The following is an 18,070-nucleotide window of genomic DNA, read 5'->3' as shown; positions in this document are numbered from 1 at the left end:
CAGAATTTATGCTAATCGCATAAATTCGCGCGGTATGTCTCGGGTTTTCTGTGACCTTCGCTCACAAAAAACACCTCGCGGGATATTACCAGTGAACAGTAACATTATTTACTCAAACTGACATCTGCTCCGCAGTTTGTCCCGTTCCTGTGATCAGACATTTCGCCCATGGCGGCACCAGTTTCATCTTGTCCGTCCGTTTCAGAAATACAAATGCAGTCTCATAATCCGGCTTTTGTCCCGGATAAATCCCGTCACCATCTGTAAAATAGATCAGTGCTCTGAGATTCTTCAGTTCTTTTCTCTCTTTTTCCTGACGGATCAATTCAAATACAGGGCGGAAATCTGTACCTCCCCTGCCCTGGATCTTAACGTTCCGGATGTATTCCTTCCACTCTTCCTCAGAATGGATCACATCCACTTTCTGGATAAAACAGTCGCACTGGACGATATATACCTTCATCCTGCTGAAAAAATTCTCTTTTTCACTTAAAATCCCATAGGTTTCACCCAGAAATCTCTGTACAGTTTCTCCTGAACATGAACCGGATGTGTCAATGGCGATCACCAGCTCCTCCAGACGGTTTACTTCTTTATACTCCAACGGTTCTATCAATGGAATATTTCCATAATGTTCCATTCCAAAGCTGTAAAAAATATAATCAAAGCTCTCCGTATCCAGCTCCACTTCCTCCCGCAGTCTGCAGAACTGCTTCAGAAATTTCCGGTAATCATATTTACTGCGGTAGATCTCATCCAGTTCTTCCTGCTGATCGTTTGTCTGAGTCCCTGCCCTGCTTTGCATACCGGTCTTATTCTGTGAGGTATAAGCAAGGATATGTTCCCATTTTTCCTTTGTTCTCCTGCCTCCTGATGCCTGTCCGGCAGTTCTCTGCCAGAATATGTGATCATCAAAAGTATTTGTGTTCACCTGTGTATCATCTGATTTTCTTTTCTTCAGGCTGATTTTGCCTTCTCCGACAGCCTTGTCGATCAGCTGCTCTACAAAACAGTCGCATTCCCTGTCCCATTCACCGGAATCTCTGTCAGGTTCCATGAAAATATGAAGGTACAGACAGTGAAGCAGCATGTGCAGATATCCTCTTCTTACTGCTGCCGGATCTTCCAGATATTTTTTCATAAGAAATACCGGATTAAAATAAATCAGCTCCCCGTCTGTCCCAATTGTATCAATGCTGCTGTCTGCTTTGTATTCCAGACTTGCAAATGCCCCGTCCAGATAAGGAAAGTCCAGATATAATTGATTTCTGCAGTTTTGCAGGATTTTTTTTCCGGTAAGTTCCTGCTCTGTTGTTGTTTTACAGTGAAAAGTCTTTTTTTGGGTATCCATATTTTTTATCTTTCAGATGAAGCAGCCATACCAGAGAACGCAGCTTTGCTTTTTCCTGTGCACATCTTATAAAATTCTCCAGCTCATTTACGGAAAACCATCCGCATTTCTCGATCTGCTCCATCCTTTCTGTATCCTCATTCTCTATCAGAAGCTCCATTACAGAACGTATTCTGAGCTTCAGGTATTTCTGTATCTCCTGATATTTATCGGACTCTCTGTCCGGATTTTCCTGAAAATAAATCTCCAGAGCCTGTTCAAGCTTTCTGTCCTGCATCAGATCATCTTCCTCTCCTGTGAAATTACCATAACCACAATATAACACAAAAAAGCCTCATTTTAAAGTCCTGTTCCTGCCCCTCTATTGACTTTCCTTTCCGTTATGTTACTATAAAATTACATATATTCTATCACAGATGAAAGGATTTTATCTTATGAATACTATCAAAAAATTCATCCACTACTATGGTCCGTATAAAACGGTCTTTTTTATTGATCTGATATGTGCTGCCGTGATCAGTCTGATAGATCTGGCATATCCTCAGATCCTGCGGACTATGACAAAAACACTGTTCACTCAGGATCAGTCAAGGATTCTTCATGCACTGCCTGTGATCGCAGGAGGACTCTTTCTTATGTATGTGATCCAATGTCTCTGCAAATATTATGTAACCTGCCAGGGACACATGATGGGAGCAAATATGGAACGGGATATGCGGCAGGAATTATTTGATCATTACCAGCAGCTTTCATTTTCCTATTACAGTCAGAATAATTCCGGTCAGATGATGAGCAAGCTGGTCAGTGATCTTTTTGATATTTCCGAGTTTGCACACCATGGTCCTGAAAACCTTTTTATCTCTCTGGTAAAGATCATCGGTGCTTTTGTCTTTCTTTTCTTTATCAATAAGAAACTGGCATTTCCACTGATCATCCTTGTTATTGTTATGTTTTGGTTTTCCTTTAAGCAGAATGCCCGAATGCAGGCAACTTTTATGGAAAACAGACGTAAGATCGGGGATGTCAATGCAAGTCTCCAGGACACACTTTCCGGTATCCGTGTGGTACAGTCCTTTGCAAATGAAGATATTGAACATAACAAATTCAAAAAAAGCAATGAAGCTTTTCTGCTTTCAAAGCGTGATAATTATCGCTGTATGGGAAGCTTTATGAGCTCTAATCTGTTCTTTCAGGGAATGATGTATCTGGTCACTCTGGTGTATGGCGGTTATCTTATTGCCAACGGAGAAATGCAGACTGCAGATCTTGCCATGTATGCACTTTATATCGGAATCTTTATCAGTCCGATCCAGATTCTGGTCGAGCTGGTAGAAATGATGCAAAAGGGTCTTTCAGGCTTTCGCCGTTTCCTTGATGTTATGGAAACAGAGTCAGAGATCACAGACGCTCCGGATGCCAGAGAACTTACTGATGTGAAAGGACATGTAAGCTATGAGCATGTATCTTTTCATTACAGTGACGATAATACCCCTGTTCTCAGTGATATCTCTATTGATATCCCTGCCGGAAAGTCTGTGGCACTTGTGGGTCCGTCAGGTGGCGGGAAAACTACTATCTGTTCTCTTCTGCCACGCTTTTATGATGTAACAGAGGGACGGATCACTGTTGATGGAAAAGATATCCGCAGCCTGACTCTGAAGAGTCTCAGAAATAATATCGGAACTGTACAGCAGGATGTCTATCTGTTTGACGGTACGATCCGGGATAATATTGCATATGGAAAACCGGGAGCTTCTGATGAAGAGATTATTGCAGCTGCAAAGCGGGCAAGCATTCATGATTTTATTATGGAACTTCCACAGCAGTATGATACCTATGTCGGAGAACGCGGAACAAGACTTTCGGGCGGTCAGAAACAGAGGATTTCCATTGCACGTGTGTTCCTGAAGAATCCGCCGATCCTGATCCTTGATGAAGCTACGAGCGCTCTGGATAATGAGAGTGAACGATGGATCCAGAGAAGTCTTGAAGAGCTTTCACAGAACCGTACTACTATTACCATTGCGCACAGACTTTCTACGATCAGGGATGCGGATGAGATTATTGTGATCACTGAGGATGGGATTGCTGAGAGGGGGACACATGAAGAGCTGTTGGATATGAATGGAGTGTATGCGGCTTATTATAATATGTGATTTTGTTTATAGTATCCGATAATAAACTGCGAAACAGTTATCTTTATATTTGCAATCTACTGATATATATTATAACAGCGCAGGAAAATTAATTGTCTGGCGTGCATTTGCAGGATACTTAGATATTCTTAGACGATAAAAATATGCGTTATGAGCCCACAGGGTCACTGTCTGAGCGACAGCGAGTTTGACCCTGCGGGCTCATGCTTTTAGCAGATTTTTATCGCCTTAGAATATCTTAGTGTCCGAAACCGCACGCCAGACAATTAATTTTCCTGCGCGTCCGTCAATCTATACTATTTTCGGTATACGAATGCCGGGAGGCCGTCTTCGCCGCAGGGGATCTGTACTGTTCCCTGGATCAGGGGGCGGGCGTAGTTTATGAAGGCTTCAGTGACGTCAGATCCGTCTTCTGTGATCCACTCTGATGGAACTGTTTTTTCTTCGTTGCAGATGGCATTGACGTCTTCAAGACCACATTCCATGATATAGGTTCCGTCAGAGGTTTCTTTGCGGATAAATGAGATCATTTTTCCTGTTTCGCCGTTGAGGGCTGCCTGTACGCCGAATTCTCCGGCTTTGATGGCTTCCTGCTGGTCTGTGGCGGACATCATGGATGCAGAGCAACGCTGGCTGACGTTGAGTTCTACAGAACGGGCTTTTACACCGAGGCGGTTTCTGACAAGGTTTTCGAGATATTTACCACAGCCTGCCAGCATTTTGTGTCCAAAGGTATCAGTGCCTACGGAATTGTCGTATTCACAGATAAATGTGCCCTTGTCGTCATGGATTCCTTCTGATACGCAGACAATGACATTGCAGTTTTTCTCAAAGGAGTTCTCTACTGCTTTAAGAAATTCTTCCTGGTCAAAGGCTGTTTCCGGAAGGTAGATGAGAAGAGGGTTGTCTCCTGTATATTTGCGGGCAAGTGCAGATGCAGCAGTGAGCCATCCTGCGTGGCGGCCCATAATTTCTATAATCGTTACGGATTTCTTTTCATAAACATTTGCATCTATGGTAATCTCGCGGACTGTAGAAGCTACATATCTGGCTGCACTTCCAAATCCCGGAGTATGGTCTGTGTGGATCAGATCATTGTCGATTGTTTTTGGTTCTCCGAGGATACGGATATCACTGCCTGTCTGCGCAGCATAACGGGAAAGTTTGCTCACCGTATCCATGGAATCATTTCCACCGATATAGAAGAACCAGCCAATATTCATTTCTTCAAATTTTTTAAAAAGTCTTGGATAAACCGGATCTTCCAGTGATTCCGGCAATTTATAGCGGCAGGAACCAAGATAAGCACCTGGTGTGACTTTCAGACCGTCAAGTTTCTCTCCCGGAAGTGCTTCGGCAAAGTCAAGAACTGTTCCATTTAAAAATCCTTCAATTCCGTTTATCATTCCGTAAACATGCTCAATAGCTTCCGGATGACGCATTCCCTCGGATACAACTCCGTAAAGGCTGCTGTTAATTACTGCGGTAGGACCGCCGGACTGACCGACGATCAGATTCTTTCTGGACATAAGAAACCTCCTGTATCGTTTGATTTAATGTGATTGCTTTTCATTATATCATACAACTGCCTTCCATAGCAATTCAATAAAAAGGTGTGTTCCCACATCCCCCTGTGAAAGCACACCTTATATTTCCCATATTCAGTTTCTGTTTTTATTCCCCGAATTCCCTGTGGTCTTCTTCCAGTTTCTGTTCTATTTTAATCTTTTTTTTTGCCTCTTCTTTCTGCTCATCCCGTGTTTTCGGAAGGATCACATTAAGCATTACTGCAATAATAGTTGCAAGGACAACCGGTGATTTACCGAAAATTGTTGTTACCCATGTGGGAAAGCTTGCAAGTGCAGCTGTTGCCTGAGATACACCCATTCCCAGTGCAGCTGCAAGTCCTACGATAGATGAATTACGGTAATCCATCTCAGCAGAAGCAACCAGCTTCATACCTGTCATTGCGATCGATGCAAATACAGACACAGTTGCACCACCCAGTACACACTGAGGAATCGTTGTCAGGATAGCTGAGAATTTCGGAACCAGACCTGCTATACCGAGAATTGCAGCTGCAAGTCCCAGTACCCAACGGTTGATAACCTTTGTAGTTGTAACAATACCAACGTTCTGGCTGTATGTTGCTGTGGGAAGTCCGCCGAGCAATGCGCCTACAACGTTAGAAAGACCATAACCAACGATTCCACGCTGCAGTTCATCATCCTTAGGTGTTCTGTCCATAGCTCCGATCGTAGTCGCTGAATAATCACCGATTGCCTGAATAGAGTTGATAGCAAATAAAATTCCCAGTGCAACACAAGAAGACGGCTCAAACTGTACTCCAAAATGCATCAGAGATGGAAGCTGACAGACACCTGCTTCCCCTATGCTTGAGAAATCTACCATTCCAAACGGAATAGAAACCAGATATCCCACTATAATACCGATCAGAATAGATGCCAGTTTCCAGATTCCCTTTCCAAAATGATTCAGAGCTGTAACAACGATCAGCGTGAAAAATGCAATTGCCCAGTTCTGCCAGGATCCGTAATTCGGACTGCTGGTACCGCCTGCCATATAATTAATGGCAGTCGGATACAGGGAAAGACCGATGGTAAATACGACTGTTCCTGTGATTAGCGGCGGGAAAAATACCCGAATCTTCTTGACCAGCAAACCCATAACAACTGCTACGACACCACCAACAATCTCCGCACCCATGATTGCTGCTATTCCATACGATTCCGCTATCGCCTGCATACTTGGCACGTAAGCAAAGCTGACACCCATGATAATAGGCAGGCCTGAGCCAATTGCAAATTTCGCCTTTCCGCCAATCGGAAACAGCTGAAGCAAAGTTGACAATGCTGCAATGACCAGTGCCGACTGGATCAGGATAACCTGGTCTTCTCTGGAGAGTCCGCCTGGAACTGCTCCGGAAACGATGATCGCCGGTGTGACACAGCCAACGATCATAGCTACGACATGCTGCATGGCAAGAGGTAAAGCCTCACTCATGCGGGGAATTCCGTCAGTTTCAAAAATACTGCCTCTCTTCATAATTGCCTCCCAATTTCTTTTGTACGATTGTAACATTTTTTGTCCCAAAAAACAATTAGACCTCCTAATTATTTTTGGTCTAAAACTATACAATATTTACTCTTAAAATTTGGTTATTATTTTATCTTTTATATGTATTTTCCAGTATTTCATAAACCTTTCAGTTTATAATCTCAAATGTCCGATACAGATCCAGTCTTCCATATCCCCATCCCGGATTGGGGTATTCCATCTGTTCTTCTCTCACTGCCCCTTTCTGCAGATAAAACTTCACCGTATTTCCCGATGCATAAGGAATATTTCCTCTCACGATCGCCCATTCCTGCACCAATGCTGCTGCTCCTGCAACAACAGCCGAAGAAAGACTGCTCCCCGAAGCCTTTCCAAACGCCCCTCCCGGCAATGGAATGAGCAGATCTACTCCCGGTGCTGCCAGATCAGGTGTCACCTGGTTATTTGGAGTAAACCCTCTCCCAGCCTGAAAATACAGACTGTTATCCAGATACTGATAAGCTGTTGCCGTAATACCTCTGGTTGAATCCCCAGGTGCAGTAACAGTTATATAAGGTGTAGACTCCAGAAAATAAGTATCCGGCGAAATCAGCCCTTGCACCGGAAGCCACATGTGAAACCTGCTTCCCGATATTCCTTTTTTACTGACATTTACCTTCCAGATACCTGCTGCCGGATGAAAGAAGCGAAAATAAATCAGCTGTTTCCCGGTCATCCGCTCCATCTTTACGTAATTGACCAGCACTTTCGTCTCCACAAAAATGAAACTTAATTCCTGAGTACCTGCACCAAGAGAACTGCTCACATACAGCTTTTCTCCTGCTGGTGACTGTAACGATATCCCATAGTCATCCGGCGGATCTCCCCAAAATTCCATGGAAAATCCTTCTTCTTTATCCGCAATACGAAGTTCAACAGTATCCTGATTTTTCACATAGTCCAACTCTGCTGTATAATGATGCTGTGCTGCACCCTCATTTCCTGCTGCCACAGATACTGATACCTGAGAATCTTCATTAATATAATCTACATATCGACTCAGCTCACTGTCACCAACATGTGCGCTCTGATTGGTGCCAAGTCCCAGACAAACGGAAACCGGCATTCCCATCTCTTGTGCCATCTTCACTGCAAAAGAAATCCCCAGCATAATGTCGTCTTCCTGAAATACCGGTGCCTGTGGCGGATACTGGTAAAATTTTCTCAGATAGGATTTTGCTTTCTTTAATTTCACCACAATGATCGTTGCTTTCGGAGCTGCTCCTGAGAAATTTTCTGTGGGTACAAAATTGCCTGCTGCCAGCCCTGCCATAGCTGTACCATGTCCGTTCTCATCCAATGAGGGTACAATCTCCTGTGGATTCTCCGACAGCAATGCCTGATTAATTTCCTCTCCGGTAAAAACCTTTCCATAAGGAACCTGTTCATCCTCATTTCCCGGAATTGTCTGATCCCAGATATATGCAATACGGCTTACATCTCCGTTTCGAAAGATTGGATTCAGATAATCAATCCCGGAATCAATCACTGCGATCACTGTGCCCTCTCCCTGAAGTTTCAGATAGGGATGATTATGTAACCGCGTAATCCCGGATGAATTTAATGCATCCGCATCCATAAATGTATAACACTTCGGCAAAGATGCATACGTATAGGAATTAATTTCCAGCGGACCAATCTCATTCAGCGGAATATATAGAATTCCAAACAATTCATTCACAGGAAGAAATTTTCCGCCCATATTCTGTCCATGTTTTACAATAAAATCCCCGTACTCTTCATCCTGTGCCGGCGGTATTGACGGCTCAGCATGAATGCCCGGGGGGGTTTCCTGCTGTATCTGCACTTCAAAATCGTCAGGTCTGAACATTACTGTCCTCCCTGGAGCGTGTTTGAAAAATCATTCCCACAAATTGTGACGTACATCTTGCGTAAAGCATTTTTCAAACACACTCTAGATTTTTTATACATGATATGCACAATATATGCTCTTTATGACACTTCTAACCTTTACTGTTCAGACTGATATTCGCTTCCTGCTTTTGTTTCTTCACAACAGTCAGTAATAATATAATTCCAGCCACAGTTGTAAAAATACTGATAAACTGCGAAGTCGACAATACTCCTACGCTTCCTCTTTCAATATCTCCTCTGAAAAATTCGATCACAAATCTTCCTATACTGTAGAAAATAAGATAGCAGGCAGCCACCTGTCCATCTGCTTTCTTATGCTTTGCCACATAAAGCAGCAACAGAAAATGGGCAAAATCCAAAAAAACGGAATAAATCTGTGTCGGGATCAGAGCAATATTGTTGGGTGCAAAATCTGAATTTGTAAACGTAACCGCCAGAGGCCCTGAAGTTTCTTTCCCATAACAGCAGCCTGCCAGAAAGCATCCAATCCTGCCAAATCCCTGTGCCAGTGCAATGGATGGCATCATCAGATCAAAATACTCCAGAAATTTCAACTTCTTTATCCTGCAGTACAGCCAGCCCACCAGAATTCCTCCGATGATTCCTCCATATACCACAAATCCATCTGATCCTATGATCTGCCTTGGATTCTGCAGAAATTCCCTCCAGTTGGTGATCCAGAACAAAATCTTCGCAGATGTAAATCCACCAATGGCGCACCACACTACCAGATAAAAAATATGTTCACATGCAAGTTTCAGTTTACGCGCTCTCTGCTCAGCCACAAACCAGGCAGCCAATACTCCCATGGCAATCATAAATCCATAACCATATACCGTCAACGGTCCTATATGCAACAATTCATTATGCATGTCTCAAATCCTCTCAAATCTTAAAATACTTCCTGTCACTCTCTCATTTTATTTATTATTCACAGTCGGATTTCCCAAATAAACCTTCAAAAACCTCCAGCAATTTTTCATTTGCATAATCATTGGCTTCATTCTCATGTACCGCTTCCGCATCTGCTTCTCCGCAGATATCCACACCGGCAATCTTTCCACTGCTTTCTTTTGCACATTCCAATACAGTCTGTACACCGGACACCAAAGTTGTCAGCCTCATATCCCCCTGGCTCCATGTCGTCTGTGCATCCTCTGTACAAAGCACATCTTTATCAACAGATATATATAATGGAAGGAATTTTTCAGCATCTTCCTGTAAACCTTCCGATTTTCTCCAATTACATACTTCACTGACTGTTTCCCTGAGAAACCAGTTTCTCTCTTCATCATTCATCACCTGAAGTTTCTCTCTGGAGAGAAGTAGCACTCTGTCCTTCAGATTCTCATCTACCTGCTCATAGGCTGCTTCATCCGGTCCCACAAGGATCACATATTTCAGATTCTCCAGTTCCTCCAACGCTGCCGCGATCCATCCTCCACACGACAAAATCCCACCAAAAGCCGGAGGCTGCATATCTGTATGATTATCGTATACCAGCAGACAGAACGGTTGATCCATTCTTGTCAGCCAAAGTCTTGTCATATAGTGATAATTGCCGGAATCAATAAAATGGATTCCGGCAGTTGGATAATTTTCTGTTCGTTTATTAATCTCTGCGATTGCTTCCTCATCACAATAGCAGTTTGTCCCACAGACATCCTGAAGCTCAATCCAGGATACCTGTCTGTTTTTCCAGAATTCTTCTTCTCTGTAAATTCCGGAGAAATTCATCAGTACAATGGGATTCTGTTCCTGCATATTTCACTCAGTCCTTCCATTCTTCCAGCGGTTCATCATGATTTTTCAGCATTTCCCGGATTTCTCTGCCGGGACTTTCCACGCCTTCATCCGGAGTCTGCATCTCTGCATCCAGAATGGCGTCTGCATCTGCTGCATCTGCAGTCTTCCCGGTTTCTATTTCCATCTCCGCTTCCTGAACCTGAGAATCTGTATCTTGCTTCCATTCTGTTTCATCTTCATTTAAAGATTTATCCTGCACTTTTTCGTCCAGACCTGCATCTGCCGGGTCATCCCATGGTTTCTCTTTGCCATTCTCTTCCTGTTCTTTTTCAGCACAGAGTTTTTCGGATTTTTTCATTCCAAGACGAATCATGATCAAAAATACAATGTCTGCCACTCCATCAGCAGTCAGAATAATTCCGGAAAACAGGATCATCCGGGTTACACTCAAAAAAGAATAGAGCAACATGGAAACACCCAGCGCAATAAATACCAGACAGCCAATAAGAATAATCTTCCAGCGTCCTCTCTGGGCTTTTTTCAGTCTGTAACTTCCCTTTATCTTCCAGATACTGTCAACCAGTACCAAGGCTCCCAGTAAATATGGCAGGATTTTGATCACGATCTGCGGTGTAAAGAAAAGAAAAATTCCAAGCACCATGACAATCACACCTGTAAACAGATCAAGAATCGTTGCCTTTTCCTTCTCAGCTGTATAAATAACAATATGATAAATACCGGAAGCGATCATTACCAGTCCGAATACAATCTTGCAGATAATGTTTACGGTCTGGTCCGGAACCAGGAGCAGACACAGACCAAATGCCAGATAAAAAACCGATGATAAAATCTCGCTTTTTAAAAAATCAGAAACTTTTTTCCCCATAACCTTTTCCTCCTGACTGTATGATAGCAAGTCCACACCCACTCTTATTGCTTTTCGCAATCTCCGCAGGGGACTTACTTGATTCGGTTAAAAATACTATTCCATTTCTTCTAAAATAGTATAACTTCTTTCTTTCTCTTCGTCCACAGGCAACTGCATGACTTTGTGTAAAATTTGTGAATTTTTCCTTGAAGTTTTTTTAGTGCGTATTATAATTATAGCGATACTCATAAATAATACATTTGAGAGTATTGCTATAAATAAAACTATGTCATAAAATGGATATTTTTCCATAGGAAGGATTTATTTTGAAAAAACAACCAAAGAATAAAGTTTTATTTCTTATCCCTGTCGGTGTTATACTCGCCGGTGCAGTGATTTTTTTATGCACCCGCGGAAATGAGAATGATTCTGTCTGTAAAGAAAATGTAGCCCGCCTTCAGGCTCTGGAAAATTCAGACATTTCACAGACAGAAGAACAGCTTCAGGCTCTGAAACAGACAACCGGCATTTCTTCCGGTTCTGATGCTTCAGACGGTTCCGGATCTACCCTGTTAAGTGATGTAGAAATCCGACAGGTTTTTGCCGGAAACGTCATCATCGGTGACTCTATCACAGAATCCATCGTAGAATACGGATATCTGGATACGGATGTGGTAGTCAGCAAACGAGGATTAAATGTAGGTGCAGCCGATGATCAGATCAGTACGGCAATTGCTCTGAATCCCTCTCATGTATTCATGGCATTTGGTTCCAACGACCTGGAAATATATGGTTCGGCTTCATCAGAATTTATTGATGCATACAGGACGCAAATAAAGAAAATCCAGACAGCCTTACCGGATGTCCCAATTTATATCAACTGCATTCTGCCGATTACTGATGAAGCGATCGCACAGACTCCTGATCTTGGATATTACCCTGATTATAATGAAGGACTTATCAAACTCTGTCAGGAAATGGGATGTACCTTTATTGACAATTCAACGATTGTAACAGACAGTTCAGAAAATCTGTATGAACCGGACGGTGAACATGTGATTCAGGACTACTATCCCAAATGGCTGACAAATATGGCACAGATTGCGGGGTTAAAGGCATGAAAAATTATTTACATATTTTTATCAAAGGTGCATTTGTTCTTTTCCTTATCGCATATCTGACTGTCCTGTATACCTCCGACAGCGCAAAGAATGTACCCATGGAACAGATTGCACAGACTATGGAACAGGATTCTGATATCACTTCTTTAAATAAAGAAGCACGTTCTGATCTGAAACATTATTATCAGACAGATGACCGCAATATTGACGGTTATTTCTTCTACAAAGCCGCTTCACCCATGGCAGTAGAAGAAATCTGTATTATGAAGGCCACTGACAATACCCAGGCAAATACTTTGCTTGAAAATGCAAACGCCCATCTCTCCGGTCAGAAGCAGGTATTTGAGGGCTATGGCACAGATCAGATGGCTCTTCTGAACAATGCAGTTGTTGGAAAAAAAGGGAACTATGTATATTATATGTGCGGCGCAGACGCACAGAACTGGCGCACTGCCTTTCTTTCCATGATATAAGCATTTTACTTTAATCCTCGTAACTGTTCCGCATTTTACGCTAATGGACTGCAGAACCATTACTATGGCAGTCCTCTTAATAATACCGTTAAGAGAAAATGCAGTTAAGAGAATTACTATAATATTCATAATATCCAGATTGGAGAACTTTTAATATGGTATTCAACAGTATATTTTTTATATTCTGCTTTCTTCCGGTTTTCATGCTGATCTACTACCTGGTACCGGGAAAGCTCCGCAATCTGCTGCTGTTTTTGGGCAGTCTGATCTTTTATGCCTGGGGAGAACCTGTATATGTGATCCTCATGCTGTTTTCCAGTATCTTCAACTATTATATGGGTACAGAACTGGAACGTTTATATTATGATGACAGGAAACAGAAAATTAATCTGATTTTCTCGATCATTATAAATCTTGCAGTACTTGTGTTTTTTAAATATTATGGATTCTTACTTAACACAATCGGAGGAATCATCGGTATCCATATCCCTCATCCGGAGCTTTCGCTGCCGATAGGACTTTCTTTCTACACTTTCCGTAATTTGTCCTATCTTTTTGATATTTATTTAAGTAAGGTCAGTGCGCAGCGAAATTTCCTGACCTTTTCCGTATACAGCACAATGTTTCCTTATACCTCTGCCGGACCAATCGTACGATATGCGGATATAGAGACGCAGCTGAAGCAGCGTACCATCAATATCTCCAAATTCGGTATCGGTGCAGAGCTTTTTGTCAAAGGTCTTGCAAAGAAAGTTCTTCTGGCAGATAACCTCTCGGTTTTATACAGCAGTATCTGTGGTCATCCACAGATGTCTGTATTTACTTCATGGCTTGGCATTCTGGCTTATACAATGCAGCTTTATTTTGACTTCAGCGGCTATTCGGATATGGCCATCGGTCTGGGAAAAATGCTGGGATTTGATTTTAATAAGAACTTTGATTATCCCTATATTTCCACCAGTGTTTCTGAATTCTGGAGACGCTGGCATATTTCTCTTGGAAGCTGGTTCAGAGATTATATTTATATCCCGCTTGGCGGTAATCGGGTCTCCACTCTGAAACATATCCGAAATATCCTTGTGGTATGGGCACTTACCGGTCTATGGCATGGTGCAAGCTGGAATTTCGTACTATGGGGTGTTTATTACGGACTCTTCCTTTTACTCGAAAAATTTGTACTTCAGAAATATCTGAAAAAAATACCATCCTGGCTTTGCACTGTATACACTATGCTTGCAGTCATGATCGGATGGGTATTCTTCAGCCAGACAGACTTTGGTGCCCTTGGCCATTACCTTGGAACTATGTTTGGGATCGGAGCTTCCGGTTTCATAGACAAAACTGCACTTTACTACCTCAAGACAGGATTTATCCTTCTTCTGATCAGTATTCTTATGTGCCGTCCTGCTCCTTACCAGTACTTTAAGCGTCTGGTCAGACGCAGACCTGTTGCTGCAGTGATCATAAATCTTATTTTATTTGCATTATCGATTGCCTATATGGTTTATAACTCTTACACACCATTTTTATATGCAAAATTTTAAAAGGTAAACAATATGAAAAAATCATTAAGAAATTATCGTTTATTTTTCCACAGAATGGGACTTTTATTTTTATTTATCCCCTTGATCGTACTCATTCTGAGCATTGTGCTTCCTGACAGAGGATTTTCTGAAAAAGAAAACCGCGTACTTTCTTCCCTGCCTCATTTAAACGGCAGTCAGATTGCTTCCGGCGGATTTGAAAAACAATTTGAAACCTATGAAAATGATCAGTTTCCCCTTCGCGATCTGTGGATTACCCTGAAAGCAGGAACTGACCGTCTGATGGGCAAAGTAGAATCTAATGGCGTATACGTTGGAAAATCCGGATATCTTATGGAAGAATTTAAAGCGCCTGATCAGACACAGTATGACGCCACTGTAAAAGCAATGACTGACTTTGCGCAAAAACATTCTGATCTGAAACAATATGCACTGATCGCCCCAAATTCTGTGAATATCCTGAGCGACAGGCTTCCTGCTTTTGCCCCTGTCCAGGATCAGAATTCCTGGCTTGACAGCCTCTCTGCCTCCCTGACCGATGCAGGTGTGACCTTTATTGATGTTCGCAGCACTTTTAAAGATCACAAAATGGAAGACCTCTATTATCACACTGATCATCACTGGACTACCCAGGGTGCTTATTATGCCTACCTTAAGGCAGCCAAAGATATGGGAATTGATACTTCAGCAGACACTTATGACAAAGCACCTGTCACCCGTTCTTTTCAGGGAACACTGTCTGCCAAAAGCGGTTTCCGCTCCGGCGAAAAAGATGAGATCGATGTATTTCTCCCCACCGGAGATCAGGCACTCTCTTCTGTAGTTAATTATGTAGACGAACAGAAAAAAAGTGCCAGCTTCTATGATACTGAGAAACTTGAGACAAGAGATAAATATGCATTATTCTTTGGTGGAAACCACGCTCAGATAAAGATCAGTACTCCTACTGAAACAGATAATACACTGCTTGTGCTTAAGGATTCATACGCAAACAGCTTCATCCCATTTCTTGCTCAGCATTACCGAAAGATCATAATGATTGATCCCCGTTATTACTTTGGAGATCTGGAGCAGTTAATGCAGGTTGAAAATGTTCAGGAAATTCTGTACCTGTATAATGCTAATACCTTCTTCACAGACACTTCTCTGGAGCTTGCCCTGACAACTGCTGAACAGGATTCTTCTGATACATCTGATATCAGATAATATTATATCAAAAAATCCCCACCGAAATTTCAATGCCGAGGAAACATTGACTTTCGGTGGGGATTTTTCACACATTCACACACATTTTATAACACACACTTTTCACACACTTTTTAATAATAGGTCAGGTATAACGACTGATTTAAAACAATAATACTGTGTCTTTCATTCCCCGTTCCCAGTTTATCTGTTTTTATATCAGCTGTACCTTAATGTGTATTATATCAGCATTTATGCCTACTTTTCATTTTATGCAAATTCAGCAATTTATTCTGCAAAAGTGTCCTTTGAGTCTCCAAAATGATTTACAAAATAATCATAGTACGTATCCAGTATTTCTTTCCGCCCACGAACACGTATAGGCACAAGTGTTCCATCTTCCATAATAAAATCGTCCTCTACATCCTTAATATAATCCATATTCACCAGATAACTCTGATGGCAGCGCAGAAAACGTTTCTCGTTGATTCTCTTCTCAATTTCTCCCAGCTTGTCCACTGTTATAATTTCGGAACCATCTGACAGATGCAGGGTGACATTATGTTTATCGCTGTCAATATACATGATATCATCTGTACATGGATAACGGTACTGTCTTCTGTTTTTGATTGCAACACGCCTTTTCATATCCGTTTTAAGAATCCTGTTCAGAAGTTTCATCAGTTTCTCTTCTGAAAATGATTTCAACAAATATCCGGAAGCCTGTACTTCATAACTCTCTATGGCATAATCCGGTGAGGCGGTAAGAAAAATGATCGGCACCTTACACTGTATCTGTCTCAATTTTCTTGCAGTTTCCATTCCATTAAGTTTCTTCATACAAATATCCAGAAAAAGCAGATCCATAGCAATGTATCCTTCTTCCACATCGGCTATAAGCGTCTCTCCTGAATCATATTCTACAATTGAAACCTCTTCATTTATTTCTTCAAAATACTGACACAATATTTCTTTTAAAAGAAGTCTTTCAATCTCAACATCATCACAAACGACGATCGTTTTCATGTAATTTCCCCTTTCCGTATCAATATAAAAAGCAGCTTCCAAAATCCTGTCAGTCGCAAAGTTCTGACATTTATCTGTAAACAGCACAATTTCTATTAATTATATATGCTTAATCCTACGTATTCAAGTACTTTTTTCATTTATTTTACTTTTTTATAACAATCATTGTTGTTTACTTTTTTTGTGTTATACTTATATGGCAGCTTCACTTATGACAGCACTTTGGTAAAACAATCATATACAGAACTGTTACTCTATTTAACCGAATCAGGTAAGTCCCCTGCGGAGCAGTTATTCGGTGTAAAGCTGCGTAGCAAAGCGGATGATTTTATCCGCTTGACACAGAAAGAAGGAATTATATGCGTCAGGAAAAATTTAAAATGGAACGTCAAGGATTAATAAATGTGGGAGATGAAATAGAAATTTCCGAATATCAATCTTTTATGAATTACAGTTATATCATTGAACCGGCTGTGGCAATGTCCGGCTGTTATCCAAATGCAGAACGCATCAGATCCAGAAAAGGAATCGTAAAAAATATTGAACATACACCGCGAGGTTTTATAGTGACTGCAGAATTTGATGAATAGTTACATATATTTTTCAAACACACTTCAGAAAGGAAATTATCATGGACAATAAAATAATAATCCGTACCGCTTCTGCTGCAGATGCACCGGCACTGCTTAAAATTTACAGACCATATGTAGAAAATACAGCCATCACCTTTGAATATGATGTTCCCTCCACAGAAGAATTTGCTTCCCGGATTCAACACACTCTGAGAAAATACCCTTACCTTGTAGCTGAGGAAAAAGGAACTTTGCTTGGATATGCATATGCAGGTCCTTTCCATGAAAGACCTGCATATGACTGGGCTGTGGAAACATCTATTTATGTTGATCAGTCTCTTAAACACAGAGGGATAGGCCGCAGGCTTCATGATGCCCTTGAAACCGCTTTACGTGAGCAGGGTATCTTAAATATGAATGCCTGCATTGCCTATCCTCCAAAGGAAGATGAACATCTTGACAAAAACAGTGTGGAATTTCACACTCATATGGGATATCGTCTTGTAGGTGAGTTCCATAAATGCGGTTACAAATTCAACCACTGGTATAATATGGTCTGGATGGAGAAGCTGATCGGTGAACATCTAACAGTTCAGGAGCCACCGAAATTCCCTCTCCTGTAGCCTGTTATTTCTGTGACTTCCAGAAATTATCAGAATCAATCCTGTGTCACTATCGCAAGTGTCAGTATACATTAACACAAAAAAACCTTAGAAGATATTTCTAAGGTTTTTCAAGAGGTGCCACCCGGATTTGAACCGGGGATAGAGGTGTTGCAGACCTTTGCCTTACCACTTGGCTATGGCACCATATTCACTTTTTATTATATGTAAGAAATCTTACATAATGACTCCAAGGGGATTTGAACCCCTGTTACCGCCGTGAAAGGGCGGTGTCTTAACCGCTTGACCATGGAGCCTGGTAGAAAATTGAATTTGATATCGGACTTCATGTTTCCGAAAACTCCCCCTGTTGGACTCGAACCAACGACACTGCGGTTAACAGCCGCATGCTCTACCGACTGAGCTAAGGAGGA

At 41.8% G+C, this 18,070-nt stretch carries 16 protein-coding genes and 3 tRNA genes; 7 read left to right on the top strand and 12 right to left on the bottom strand.

The annotated features are described in order from the left end of the window. Window positions 1-112: 112 nt before the first annotated feature. Both ACESZG_RS16975 and ACESZG_RS16970 read right to left on the bottom strand, forming a co-directional pair. Entirely contained in the window at window positions 113-1,351 is a 1,239-nt protein-coding gene (locus tag ACESZG_RS16975; RefSeq protein ID WP_022380546.1) for a VWA-like domain-containing protein, read from the bottom strand. After that, the gene (locus ACESZG_RS16970) at window positions 1,320-1,676 is read right to left on the bottom strand and encodes a hypothetical protein (protein WP_173698178.1); all 357 of its coding nucleotides are present in this window, start codon (window positions 1,674-1,676) and stop codon (window positions 1,320-1,322) included. The genes ACESZG_RS16975 and ACESZG_RS16970 overlap by 32 nt, the downstream gene beginning before the upstream one ends. Before the next feature lie 109 nt (window positions 1,677-1,785). Between ACESZG_RS16970 and ACESZG_RS16965 the strand changes: the two genes are divergently transcribed. Further along, the gene (locus tag ACESZG_RS16965) at window positions 1,786-3,507 is read left to right on the top strand and encodes an ABC transporter ATP-binding protein (RefSeq protein WP_055152081.1); all 1,722 of its coding nucleotides are present in this window, start codon (window positions 1,786-1,788) and stop codon (window positions 3,505-3,507) included. A gap of 296 nt (window positions 3,508-3,803) precedes the next feature. Here the strand turns inward: ACESZG_RS16965 and ACESZG_RS16960 are convergent, their stop codons facing one another. The 6 genes from ACESZG_RS16960 to ACESZG_RS16935 all read right to left on the bottom strand — a co-directional run bounded on the left by ACESZG_RS16960 (window position 3,804) and on the right by ACESZG_RS16935 (window position 11,131). Further along, complete coding sequence (locus ACESZG_RS16960; protein ID WP_055060235.1) at window positions 3,804-5,036, bottom strand: 6-phosphofructokinase; 1,233 nt, start codon at window positions 5,034-5,036, stop codon at window positions 3,804-3,806. 145 nt (window positions 5,037-5,181) lie between these two features. Further along, window positions 5,182-6,573 carry a uracil-xanthine permease family protein gene (locus ACESZG_RS16955; protein WP_022380549.1) on the bottom strand — a complete coding sequence of 464 codons (1,392 nt, stop codon included), beginning with the start codon at window positions 6,571-6,573 and terminating at the stop codon, window positions 5,182-5,184. A gap of 160 nt (window positions 6,574-6,733) precedes the next feature. Continuing rightward, window positions 6,734-8,455 carry a S8 family peptidase gene (locus ACESZG_RS16950; RefSeq protein ID WP_373218792.1) on the bottom strand — a complete coding sequence of 574 codons (1,722 nt, stop codon included), beginning with the start codon at window positions 8,453-8,455 and terminating at the stop codon, window positions 6,734-6,736. Window positions 8,456-8,588: 133 nt separating this feature from the next. Further along, a complete protein-coding gene (locus tag ACESZG_RS16945) occupies window positions 8,589-9,371 on the bottom strand; it encodes a prolipoprotein diacylglyceryl transferase (RefSeq protein WP_373218790.1) in 783 nt (260 codons plus the stop codon). A 55-nt stretch (window positions 9,372-9,426) separates the two neighbouring features. Further along, the gene (locus ACESZG_RS16940; protein ID WP_368210764.1) at window positions 9,427-10,263 is read right to left on the bottom strand and encodes an arginase; all 837 of its coding nucleotides are present in this window, start codon (window positions 10,261-10,263) and stop codon (window positions 9,427-9,429) included. Window positions 10,264-10,270: 7 nt separating this feature from the next. Beyond that, window positions 10,271-11,131, bottom strand: a complete 861-nt coding sequence (locus ACESZG_RS16935) for an HdeD family acid-resistance protein (protein WP_055060232.1) — start codon at window positions 11,129-11,131, stop codon at window positions 10,271-10,273. A gap of 308 nt (window positions 11,132-11,439) precedes the next feature. On the opposite strand from ACESZG_RS16935, the gene ACESZG_RS16930 reads away from it, so the two are divergent. From ACESZG_RS16930 to ACESZG_RS16915, 4 genes are all read left to right on the top strand, one after another. Next, window positions 11,440-12,234: a GDSL-type esterase/lipase family protein gene (locus ACESZG_RS16930; RefSeq protein ID WP_008707883.1), complete on the top strand. Its 795-nt coding sequence runs from the start codon at window positions 11,440-11,442 to the stop codon at window positions 12,232-12,234. Continuing rightward, on the top strand, window positions 12,231-12,707 hold the full coding sequence (locus tag ACESZG_RS16925) for a DUF4358 domain-containing protein (protein ID WP_025579382.1): 477 nt from the start codon (window positions 12,231-12,233) through the stop codon (window positions 12,705-12,707). Before ACESZG_RS16930 ends, ACESZG_RS16925 begins: the two co-directional genes overlap by 4 nt. A gap of 155 nt (window positions 12,708-12,862) precedes the next feature. Continuing rightward, window positions 12,863-14,251 carry an MBOAT family protein gene (locus tag ACESZG_RS16920; RefSeq protein ID WP_368210762.1) on the top strand — a complete coding sequence of 463 codons (1,389 nt, stop codon included), beginning with the start codon at window positions 12,863-12,865 and terminating at the stop codon, window positions 14,249-14,251. Between the two features lie 12 nt (window positions 14,252-14,263). Beyond that, a complete protein-coding gene (locus tag ACESZG_RS16915; RefSeq protein WP_022380555.1) occupies window positions 14,264-15,457 on the top strand; it encodes a DHHW family protein in 1,194 nt (397 codons plus the stop codon). Window positions 15,458-15,724: 267 nt separating this feature from the next. On the opposite strand, the gene ACESZG_RS16910 is transcribed toward ACESZG_RS16915, so the two are convergent. After that, entirely contained in the window at window positions 15,725-16,462 is a 738-nt protein-coding gene (locus tag ACESZG_RS16910; RefSeq protein ID WP_008707876.1) for a LytTR family DNA-binding domain-containing protein, read from the bottom strand. 359 nt (window positions 16,463-16,821) lie between these two features. Between ACESZG_RS16910 and ACESZG_RS16905 the strand changes: the two genes are divergently transcribed. Together ACESZG_RS16905 and ACESZG_RS16900 are read left to right on the top strand one after the other, a co-directional pair. Beyond that, complete coding sequence (locus tag ACESZG_RS16905; protein ID WP_026650366.1) at window positions 16,822-17,052, top strand: hypothetical protein; 231 nt, start codon at window positions 16,822-16,824, stop codon at window positions 17,050-17,052. A 41-nt stretch (window positions 17,053-17,093) separates the two neighbouring features. After that, entirely contained in the window at window positions 17,094-17,657 is a 564-nt protein-coding gene (locus ACESZG_RS16900) for a GNAT family N-acetyltransferase (protein ID WP_022380558.1), read from the top strand. Between the two features lie 115 nt (window positions 17,658-17,772). Here ACESZG_RS16900 and ACESZG_RS16895 read toward each other — a convergent pair. The 3 genes from ACESZG_RS16895 to ACESZG_RS16885 all read right to left on the bottom strand — a co-directional run bounded on the left by ACESZG_RS16895 (window position 17,773) and on the right by ACESZG_RS16885 (window position 18,070). Further along, window positions 17,773-17,843, bottom strand: a tRNA-Cys gene (locus ACESZG_RS16895). A gap of 38 nt (window positions 17,844-17,881) precedes the next feature. Beyond that, window positions 17,882-17,953: transfer RNA gene (locus ACESZG_RS16890), tRNA-Glu, on the bottom strand. Between the two features lie 44 nt (window positions 17,954-17,997). Beyond that, a tRNA-Asn gene (locus tag ACESZG_RS16885) sits at window positions 17,998-18,070 on the bottom strand.

The organism is Blautia sp. Marseille-P2398 (genome assembly GCF_964240315.1).
In the GTDB taxonomy this organism is placed as follows: domain Bacteria; phylum Bacillota; class Clostridia; order Lachnospirales; family Lachnospiraceae; genus Blautia_A; species Blautia_A wexlerae.
The sequence above is the reverse complement of the archived record's forward strand: the minus strand, read 5'-3'. Positions and strand labels throughout refer to the sequence as shown.